Origin of the sequence: Micromonospora echinofusca (assembly GCF_017614955.1) — a bacterium.
In the GTDB taxonomy this organism is placed as follows: Bacteria; Actinomycetota; Actinomycetes; order Mycobacteriales; family Micromonosporaceae; genus Micromonospora; species Micromonospora echinofusca_A.
Genome location: NZ_WVUH01000026.1, coordinates 23757 through 33817, shown reverse-complemented (window position 1 = coordinate 33817; position 10061 = coordinate 23757). Strand labels below are relative to the sequence as shown.

Below are 10061 nucleotides of genomic sequence, written 5' to 3'. Positions count from 1 at the left end.
CGGCGGGGGTTTTCGGCCACACCGGGTGTTGGTGATTGGCGAGAGAAGTCTGAATTGGGCAATAATCGCCGGGCGGCCCGAATGAGACCGCTCGATCGATCTTGAGAATGGAGATCCTGGTGAGGCCGTGTCGCGACCTGTCAAGATCGCGATTTGTGCACGTCTTCACAAGCGCCTACTCTGTAGTTCCGACGAGCCCTGCTAGCACAGCCGCTCACGGCGGGAGCCAGCGGGAGTCCCGAAACGGTCGACCCTTCGGGTGGGCCGAGGATCGCACCGCACGGAGTCTCATGAGTCAGCACCGTCACCCTGGCGCGCCCGGCCGCGCCGGTGCCGTCCCGGCGCTCCCGGATCTCCCGGAGGCGACGGTCGCCCGGCTCCCCGAATATCTGCGCGCCCTGCACCAGTTGGCCGAAGCGGGCCACGAGACGATCTCCAGCGAAGGGCTGGCCACGGCCGCCGGGGTGAACTCGGCCAAGCTCCGCAAGGATCTCTCCCACCTCGGTTCGTACGGCACCAGGGGCGTCGGCTACGACGTGGCGCTGCTGGTCGACCAGATCGAGTTCGTGCTCGGGCTCACCCAGCGGCGCGGCGTGGCCCTGGTCGGCATCGGTAACCTCGGTCACGCGCTGGCCGGGTACGCCGGCTTCGCCAGCCGGGGGTTCCGGGTGGCCGCGCTCTTCGACGCCGACCCCGCCCGGGTCGGCGAGGAGATCAACGGCCTGATCGTGCGGCACGTCGACGAGCTGCCCCGGGCGGCCGTCGAGGAGTCCATCGCGATCGGCGTGATCGCCACCCCGGCCGCCGCCGCCCAGCGGGTCGCCGACCAGCTCGTCGCGGCCGGCGTGACGAGCATCCTCAACTTCGCGCCGTGCGTACTCTCGGTCCCCGAGGGGGTCGACGTGCGCAAGGTCGACCTCGCCATCGAGCTGCAGATCCTGTCCTTCCACGAGCATCGCAAGGCGTCGCTGACCGCGCTCCCCGCCACCGGCGGGGCCGGGTTCACCGCGCTGCCCGGCGGGCTCGCGGCTCCCGGCACGCAGGAGGCGGTCGGCACGTGAACCTGCTCGTCGTCGGCGCGTCGTACCGCACCGCTCCGGTCGCCACCCTGGAACGGCTCGCGGTCGCCCCCGCCGACCTCACCCGCACCCTGGACCGTCTGGTCGCCCAGCCGTACGTCGGCGAGGCCGTGGTCGTCTCCACCTGCAACCGGGTGGAGGTGTACGCCGCCGTGTCCGGATTCCACGGTGGCCTCGGCGACATCTGCGCGGTCCTCGCCGAGCAGGCCGGCTGCCCGCCCGGGGAGTTGGCCAACCATCTCTACGTCCACTACGACGGCGCGGCGGTCGAGCACGTCTTCCGCGTCGCCGCCGGGTTGGACTCGATGGTGGTGGGTGAGGCCCAGATCCTCGGCCAGCTGCGTGACGCGTACCACTGGGCCACCGGCGCCGACTCGGCCGGCCGGCTGCTGCACGAACTGATGCAGCAGGCGCTGCGGGTCGGCAAGCGGGCCCACACCGAGACCGGGATCGACCGGGCCGGGCAGAGCGTGGTGAGCGCCGCGCTCGATCTGGCCGCCGGGCACGCCGACGGTGACCTGGTCGGGCGCCCCGCACTGGTGGTCGGGGCCGGTGCCATGGGTGCGCTGGCCGTGGCCACCCTCTCCCGTCTCGGTGCCGGCCCGCTGGCGGTCACCAACCGGGGAGCGGAGCGGGCGGTGCGGCTGGCCGAGACGTACGGCGCGAATGCCGTACCGATCGCCGAACTGCCCACCGTGCTGTCCACTGTAGACATCGTAGTGGCCGCCACGGCGGCAACGGAACCGGTCCTCACCTTCGAGGTGGTGACCCGGGCCCTGGCTGGTCGACCGGCCGGCCGGGGTCCGCTGGTGCTGCTCGACCTCGCCGTACCACGGGACGTCGGACCCGGCGTGGCGGAGCTGCCCGGGGTCGAGGTGATCGACATCGACCGGCTCGCCGCGACGCTGGCCGACGGTCCGGCCGCCGCCGACGCCGCCGAGGTGGCCCGGATCGTGGCCGGTGAGGTGGAGAGCTTCCTCACCTGGCTGCGCGGTGCCGACGTCGCGCCCACCGTGGCCGCGCTGCGCAGCCGCGCCGAGGACGTGGTCGCCGCCGAGCTGCGCCGGCTGGCCCAGCGTCGGCCCGATCTGAGTGACGACCAGCGGGCCGAGGTGGCGCACACCGTGCACCGGGTGGTGCAGCGGCTGCTGCACTCGCCCACCGTCCGGGTCCGTCAGCTCGCCGCCGAACCCGGCGGTGACCAGTACGCCGCGCTGCTGCGGGAACTCTTCGACCTCCAGGTCCCGCAGACCGCGCCCGTCGACAGCGTGCCCGACGTCGTCCCGTCCGGGGACGCCGACGGCACCCGGCCGGCCGGCACCGGACCCGACGTCGTTCCGCCGGTGGACCCGTCCACCCCGACCACCGGAGGTGACCGATGAGGGCCCTGCGCCTCGGGACCAGGGGCAGTGCGTTGGCGATGGCCCAGTCCGGGCAGGTCGCCGACGCCCTGACCGCCGCCACCGGACGGGCCGTCGAGCTCGTCGAGGTGGTCACCGCCGGGGACCGGTCCACCGCGCCGGTACAGCGACTCGGGGTGGGGGTGTTCGTCTCCGCGCTGCGCGACGCGCTGACCGCCGGTGAGATCGACTTCGCGGTCCACTCGTACAAGGACCTGCCCACCGCCGCGCACGGTGGGCTGCACATCGCGGCGGTGCCGCGCCGGGAGGATCCGCGCGACGCGCTGATCACCCGGGACGGCCGTACGCTGGCCGAGCTGCCGCCCGGCGCGACGGTGGGTACCGGTGCACTCCGCCGGATCGCCCAGCTGCACGCGCTCGGGTTGCAGCTCACCGTCACCCCGATCCGCGGCAACGTCGACAGCCGCGTCCGGCGCGTACTCGGACCGGACGCCGACCTCGACGCGGTCGTCCTGGCCCGGGCCGGGTTGACCCGGCTGGGGCGGGTCGGTGAGATCAGCGAGACGCTCGACCCGATGCTGATGCTGCCCGCGCCCGCCCAGGGTGCGCTGGCGGTGGAGTGCCGGGTCGACGACCCGGAGCTGATCGAGCTGCTCGCCGTACTCGATCATGCACCGTCCCGGGCCGTGGTCACCGCGGAACGGGCACTACTGGCCACCCTGGAGGCCGGGTGCAGTGCACCCGTCGCCGCCTTCGCGGAACTCGCCGAGGGCGACGACGGCGATGAGATCTACCTGCGCGGTGCGGTGGTCAGCCCGGACGGTACCCGTGACCTCCGGCTGTCGCGCACCGGAACGCCCGCCGACGCCGAGGGGATCGGGAAGGCGCTCGCCGCCGACCTCCTCGACCGTGGCGCCGACTCGATCCTCGGTCAGCCTGAACAATCCGGCCCGGGGACCCAGCAATTTGGGAGCACAGAATGACCCGCACCCGTAAGCCCGTAGGCCGCATCGCGTTCGTCGGGGCCGGACCCGGCGACCCGGGCCTGCTGACCCGCCGGGCGCACGACGCCCTGGTCGACGCCGACCAGGTGGTGTACGACCGGGGGGTACCCGAGTCGTTGCTCGACGCCGTGCGTGCCGAGGCCCGGGAGGACGCCCAGTTCACCCCGGCGGAGGGGGCACCGGGCGACGTGGCGAAGGTGCTGATCTCGGCCGCCCGGTCCGGACTGTCCGCCGTGCACCTCGTCGCGGGTGACCCGTTCGGCCACGACTCGGTGGTCAAGGAGGTGCAGGCGGTGGCCCGTACCGCCGCGCACTTCGAGGTGGTGCCCGGGGTCGGCCAGGCCGAGGGGGTGGCCACCTACGCCGGCGTGCCGCTGCCGGGGGTGCGTACCGCCGCCGACGTGGAGGACGTCACCACGCTCGACTTCGACGCGCTCGCCGCGGCCGTCGGCCGGGGCTCGCTGGCCCTGGCGGTGGACGCCGGTGACCTCGCCGCCATCCGGGACGGCCTGCTCGCGGCCGGGGTGGACGGCAGCACCGGGGTCGGAGTGACCGGTGACGGTACCGGTGAGACGCAGTACACCACCACGTCGAGCGTGGACAGCTTCGTGGCCGCGGCGCTCGGCTTCACCGGCCGGGTGGTCCTCACCATCGGGGCCGGGGTCGGCCAGCGGGACCGGCTGAGCTGGTGGGAGAACCGGCCGCTGTACGGCTGGAAGGTGCTGGTGCCGCGGACCAAGGAGCAGGCCGGCGCGATGAGCGCCCGGCTGCGGGCGTACGGCGCCATCCCGTGCGAGGTGCCGACCATCGCGGTGGAGCCGCCGCGTACCCCGGCGCAGATGGAGCGGGCGGTCAAGGGCCTGGTCGACGGCCGGTACGCCTGGGTGATCTTCACTTCGGTGAACGCGGTCCGGGCGGTCTGGGAGAAGTTCGGGGAGCACGGTCTGGACGCCCGCCACTTCGGTGGCGTCAAGATCGCCTGTATCGGTGAGGCGACCGCCGAGGCGGTCCGGGCCTTCGGTATCCAGCCGGAGCTGATCCCGTCCGGGGAGCAGTCGTCGGAGGGCCTGCTCGCCGAGTTCTCCCCGCACGACGAGATCCTCGACCCGGTCGGCCGGGTGCTGCTGCCGCGCGCCGACATCGCCACCGAGACGCTCGCCGCCGGGCTCACCGAGCGCGGCTGGGAGGTTGACGACGTCACCGCCTACCGGACGGTCCGGGCGGCGCCGCCGCCGGCCGAGATCCGGGACGCGATCAAGTCGGGCGGGTTCGACGCGGTGCTGTTCACCTCGTCCTCCACCGTCCGGAACCTGGTCGGTATCGCCGGGAAGCCGCACGCGCGTACCGTTGTCGCGGTCATCGGACCCAAGACGGCGGAGACGGCGACCGAGTTCGGTCTGCGGGTCGACGTCCAGCCGACGAACGCCTCGGTGCCGGACCTGGTGGAGGCGCTCGCGTCCTACGCGATCGAGCTGCGGGAGAAGCTGGCCGCGATGCCGGCCAAGCAGCGCCGTGGTTCGAAGGTTCAGGGGCCGACCGCCCTGCGCTTCCGTTAGGAGCTGTGCCATGCCGTACCCGGAGATCCGGCCCCGCCGGCTGCGTCGCACCCCGGCGCTGCGCCGGCTGGTGTCGGAGACCCGTGTCGCACCGTCGGAGCTGGTGCTGCCGATGTTCGTCAGGGAGGGGCTGACCGGGCCCCGCCCGGTCGCCTCCCTGCCGGGCGTCGTGCAGCACTCCCGGGACTCGCTGCGCAAGGCCGCCGTCGAGGCGGTGCAGGCCGGTGTGGGCGGGATCATGCTGTTCGGGGTACCGGCGGAGCGGGACGCGACCGGCTCCGGCGGCATCGACCCGGCCGGCATCCTCAACACCGCGATCCGGGACGTGACCGCCGAGGTGGGCGATGCCACGGTGGTGATGAGCGACCTCTGCCTGGACGAGTTCACCTCGCACGGGCACTGCGGGCTGCTCACCCCGACCGGTGAGGTCGACAACGACGCGACGTTGGCCGCGTACGCCGAGATGGCGGTGGCCCAGGCCGCCGCCGGAGTCGGCGTGGTCGGTCCGTCCGGGATGATGGACGGCCAGGTCGGTGTGGTCCGCCGGGCGCTCGACGCCGCCGGCCACACCGACGTGGCGATCCTCGCGTACGCGGTGAAGTACGCCTCGGCGTTCTACGGTCCGTTCCGGGACGCGGTGGAGTCGGCGCTGGACGGGGACCGGCGCAGCTACCAGCAGGATCCGGCGAATCTGCGCGAGTCGCTGCGCGAGGTCGAGCTGGACGTGGCCGAGGGTGCCGACCTGGTGATGGTCAAGCCGGCCCTGCCCTACCTCGACGTGGTGGCGGCGGTACGCGCGGCGGTCGACGTGCCGGTGGCCGCCTACCAGGTCTCCGGTGAGTACGCGATGGTCGAGGCAGCGGCGGCCAACGGCTGGATCGACCGGGAACGGGTCATCCTGGAGACGTTGACCTCGATCCGCCGGGCCGGTGCGCAGGTCATCCTCACCTACTGGGCGGTCGAGGCCGCCCAGCTGCTGCGCCAGGACCACTGAGCAACGCCCTGCCCGCCGGGTGACGCGTTCTTCCCGCACGCTCCCACCACCCTCCCTCGGGGGTGCGGCACCGCAGCGCGGCCCAGGTTTTCCACAGGTTCATCCACAGGCATTGCCCGTGCCGCTGGCGGTCGGCAGGCTGGTGGCATGCCCTCCGCGTTGGATCCGCCCCCGCCCCAGCCCTCGGTCGGTCAGTATCCGGTCTCCGGTCTGGTCCGCCGGGCCCGACGGATCGCCGGGCTCGGGCAACGGCAGATGGCCCGGTTCGCCAAGGTCGCGCCGAGCACCGTGGGCAAGGTGGAGGCGGGTCGGATGACGCCGAGCATCGCCGTACTCGAACGGCTGCTCGGCGCGGCCGGTCTCTTCCTGGCCGTGGTCGACCAGGACGGTCGGGTGATCCAGCCGATGCGCGACTGGGACGAGACCTTCGACGGCGCCGGCCGGCGGTACCCGTCGCACCTCTCCACGATCCTGGACCCCGAGCCGGGCGAGTGGTGGGCGGACATCTACGGGCTGGCCCGGCCGCCCGAGACCTTCCACCGGAGCCACGTGGTCCGCGAGATGCAGCGTCGACGCAGCCAGTGGGAGGTACGGGTGGCGAAGCACCGGCACCTGCCACCACCGCCGAACACGCGCGAGCAGTACTGAACAGGCCCCGCCTGCCCGGCGCAGAGCCGGGTCGACGGGGCCTGGATCAGCAGGTGCAGCCCTGGATCAGTCGTCGTTCGCGATGGTGCCGAACGCGACCGGGTCGGCCAGCCGCAGACCCGGCACGCCGGCCACCACGATGGCCAGCTTCTCGTCCGCCTCCGGACGCCGGTCCCCGCGTACGGTCACCGGGAAGGCCACCGAGGTCTGTCCGGCGGCCAGGGTGCGGCAACCGGCGTACGACGTGAAGTCCGAACCGGCGGTCGCCGACACGCCCAGCGTGGTCGCGCAGAGCAGCACCGGCTGGGAGAGCGGCCGGGACACGGTGGCCGTGAAGGTCAACTCCCGGGTGCCCTGGTCGCCCTCGGTCACCGACACGTCGGCGACGGTCAACGACGCCCGCGAGCGGAACCGGGCCACCTGCGGGTCGTGGTCGCTGGAACCCCGCGAGCCGTCCCCGGCGTACTCCGCCGGCCAGTCCGCGTTGATGTGCGCGGCCCGCATCTGGACCAGGTCCCCGTGCAGCGCCTCGTTGACGAAGAGGTGGTCCAGCGTCTGCGCCTGCCCCTCGAAGCTGTACGAGTACGCCGCCGACGGGACGTCCGCGAGCAGGTCGTCGTACAGGTTGTGCAGGCCGGCACCGTAGAGCGGGGCCAACTGGTCCGAGGGGGTCGGGTCGGCGCCGGTGGCGATCGGGTCGTCCGGCCGGGGGAAGACGTTCAGGTCCCCGCCGTACACCACCCGGGCGTGCGGGTCGGCCGCCTCGATCGCGGACACGATCGCCGCACCGTACGCCGCCTGCTCCCGCCGCTGCCCCACCCGGCTGTCCGGGCCGGACGAGTAGTGGTTGCTGGCCGCCCAGAGGGTGAACCTCTCGGTCGACCCGGGAGCCGCCGCCACCAGGAACTTCCCGAACTGCGGGGCCCGGGTGAAGACGTTGTCGCCGTCCTTGCCGGTGGAGGTGTCCACGTCCGGCGGCAGCACCGCGTTGAGCGCCTTCGGGTTCTGCACGTCGGCGTTGGCCGCCAGCCCCGGCGCGCGGTACTGCACGGTCGGGGTGGCGCCGAGCACCGCGTCGGTCGCCTCGGCCGGAGCCAACGAGACCCGGTCGGTGCGGTAGAGGAAGGCGGCCGTGATGCCCCGGGCGTCCGCGCCGGTGCGGTCGTACGCCGCCGCGTAGGCCGGACCACCGGCCGCCGCGATGGTCAGCGCCAACTCCTGGAGGGTGTCCGGAGCACCGTCGGCGTTGTCCGTGGTGCCGCAGACCAGCGCGCCCCCGTCGACCGTGCAGATGTCCTGGTCCTCGGCCTCCTGCACCAGGATCAGGTCCGGCGAGTGCAGGTCACGGGTGATCTGGTCGGCCAGGTTCGCCAACTGCTCCCGGTACTCGGCCTCGCTGGCCGGTACGTAGTCGAACGGCGGACGTACCCCCGGGCAGCCGGCGTTGCCGGTGAAGTCGCAGCCGTCGAACGGGTCGTCGCGGAAGTCGTACAGGTTCTCCACGTTGTAGGTCGCCACGGCGACCTCCTGCGACCGGTTGGCCGGCTGCGGCGGGTGGTTCGCCGACGGGTCGGCCCCGGCGGCGAACGCCGCCTGCTCCACCTGCACGCCGTACTTCTCGAACGAGTAGTAGAGACCGCCGACCGCGTCGGTGGTCAGGGTGTCGTAGGTACGGGCCGGCGGGAGCAGCGCGGCGGTGTCCCCGGCGGTGGCCTTGACCCCCATGGTGCCCAGCATGATCCGCTGGCCGTTGCCGTCGTCGAAGAGCCGCGACGGGTCGTTGTCCAGCGGGTGGACGTCCCGGAACACCCGGCGGGCGTACGCGTCGGTCCGGTCCAGCAGCGGGTCGTCCCGGTCGACCACCCAGATCTCCGAGTCGGCGGTGGACCCGAAGACGTTCCGGCCGCTCACCGCACCGCTACCGGCGCGTACCCGCAGCCGGGCACCCTCGTGCCGCTCCCAGAACCGGCCGGCGGCGTCCGCGTCGGCCGGGGGTACCGCGTCGGTCACCTCGACCTCGGCGTCCACGTCCAGCCCCGAGGCGAGCTTCTGCACCAGGGAGGCACCGGAGAGCTGGGTCTGGTTGAAGTACTCGGAGACCCGGGCGCGCAGGACCACCTCGTCGCCGACGGTCGGCACGTAGCCACCGATCAGCGAGGTGAACGAGCCCATGAACACGAACACGCCGTCCGAACTGGTCGGATCGCCGTCGGTGGCGGTGCGCCGGCTCTGCAGGAAGAAGCCGTACTGCGCGGCGCCGGCCGAGGTCCGGGCCAGGGTGCGCTGGGTGACCACCCCGCGCACGTCGTACAACGTGCTGCTGGTGCCGTTGCCGCTGGCCGGGGCGAGCGGGGAACGGTCCGCCGGACCCGACTCGGTGTCGGTGGTCGGGCCCTGCACCTCGCCGACGGTCAGCACCGTGGTCACCTGCACGGTCAGCGTGCAGGTCGCGGTGGTGCCGTCGGTGTCGGTGGAGGTCACGGTGACCGCGTACGACCCGACGGGCAGGTCGGCGGAGGCGGCGACGGTGGCCCGGGCGGTGCCGCCCACCCCGGCGGCCGGGGTGACCGCGGTCCGGCTGATCGAGCCGGTCGCCGGTACCGGGCTGACCGAGGTGACCGCCAGGTCGACCACGGTGTCGTCCGCGTCGGTGGCGGTGACCTCCCGGGTCGCGGCGGTACCGACCGGCGTGGCGAGGACGCCACCGCAGGTCACCGTGGCGGGCTCGTCGGTCGGGCCGCCACCGTCCACACTGTGCGCACCCAGGCCGTCGAAGGTGTCGGTCGGCAGCCCGGTCCACCCGGTCGCCGGGTCGAAGGCGTCGGAGGGGTCGGTGTCCCCGGCGCTGACCGAGGCGGCCCGACGCAGGGTGTTGTCCGCCGTGCTGGTCGCGCCGGTGCCCCACTCGGTGCCCGGGTCGGTGCCGACCTGGCCGATCGAGTCGAGGACGGCGGCGCCCTTACGCAGCACGATCGCGTCGTCGCCGTTGAACAGGCCGGCACCGGTCGTCTGGTCGGCCTGCGCCAGGATCGCCGGCGCCGCACTGGCGTGGGCGAAGACGAAGACGTCGCCGGGGGCGACCGTACCGGTCAACGCCAGGTTGGTCGGCGTGGTGGAGCCGTTGAAGTAGAGCTGGAGCTGGTATCCGCCGGCCGCCAGGTCGACGGGGACCCCGGTGCCGTTGTACAGCTCGACCGCCTTGTTGTTGGACGAGCCTTCGACGTACTCGGAGATGAACAGGTCGGTGGGCGCGGCGCTGGCCGCCGTTGGTGCGACCCCGGCCGCCGTCAGGGTGACGGCGGCGACGGTCGCGAGCGCGGCCGGGATGCGGCGCGGGCGCATGAAGCCTCCACGATGGGGGTTACGGGAATCAACGCACGTTAAGGTGCCGGGCCGGCCGGCGTCCATCCCTGATCGGT

The 10061-nt window shown here is 73.2% G+C and carries 7 protein-coding genes; 6 read left to right on the top strand and 1 reads right to left on the bottom strand.

Translation table 11 applies throughout. The annotated features are described in order from the left end of the window. Positions 1-290: 290 nt before the first annotated feature. From GSF22_RS05600 to GSF22_RS05575, 6 genes are all read left to right on the top strand, one after another. Entirely contained in the window at positions 291-1061 is a 771-nt protein-coding gene (locus GSF22_RS05600) for a redox-sensing transcriptional repressor Rex (RefSeq protein ID WP_208811663.1), read from the top strand. Further along, positions 1058-2461 (top strand): glutamyl-tRNA reductase, encoded by a 1404-nt coding sequence (locus GSF22_RS05595; RefSeq protein WP_208811662.1) that lies wholly within the window; start codon positions 1058-1060, stop codon positions 2459-2461. The genes GSF22_RS05600 and GSF22_RS05595 overlap by 4 nt, the downstream gene beginning before the upstream one ends. Next, entirely contained in the window at positions 2458-3423 is a 966-nt protein-coding gene (gene hemC, locus GSF22_RS05590; protein WP_208811661.1) for a hydroxymethylbilane synthase, read from the top strand. Before GSF22_RS05595 ends, hemC begins: the two co-directional genes overlap by 4 nt. Next, entirely contained in the window at positions 3420-5000 is a 1581-nt protein-coding gene (locus GSF22_RS05585; protein WP_208811660.1) for a uroporphyrinogen-III synthase, read from the top strand. The genes hemC and GSF22_RS05585 overlap by 4 nt, the downstream gene beginning before the upstream one ends. Positions 5001-5010: 10 nt before the next feature. Beyond that, entirely contained in the window at positions 5011-5994 is a 984-nt protein-coding gene (hemB, locus tag GSF22_RS05580) for a porphobilinogen synthase (RefSeq protein WP_208811659.1), read from the top strand. A 147-nt stretch (positions 5995-6141) separates the two neighbouring features. Continuing rightward, positions 6142-6642 (top strand): helix-turn-helix domain-containing protein, encoded by a 501-nt coding sequence (locus GSF22_RS05575; protein ID WP_208811658.1) that lies wholly within the window; start codon positions 6142-6144, stop codon positions 6640-6642. 66 nt (positions 6643-6708) lie between these two features. Here GSF22_RS05575 and GSF22_RS05570 read toward each other — a convergent pair whose 3' ends face one another. Continuing rightward, the gene (locus GSF22_RS05570) at positions 6709-9984 is read right to left on the bottom strand and encodes a lamin tail domain-containing protein (protein ID WP_208811657.1); all 3276 of its coding nucleotides are present in this window, start codon (positions 9982-9984) and stop codon (positions 6709-6711) included. Between the last annotated feature and the right edge of the window lie 77 nt (positions 9985-10061).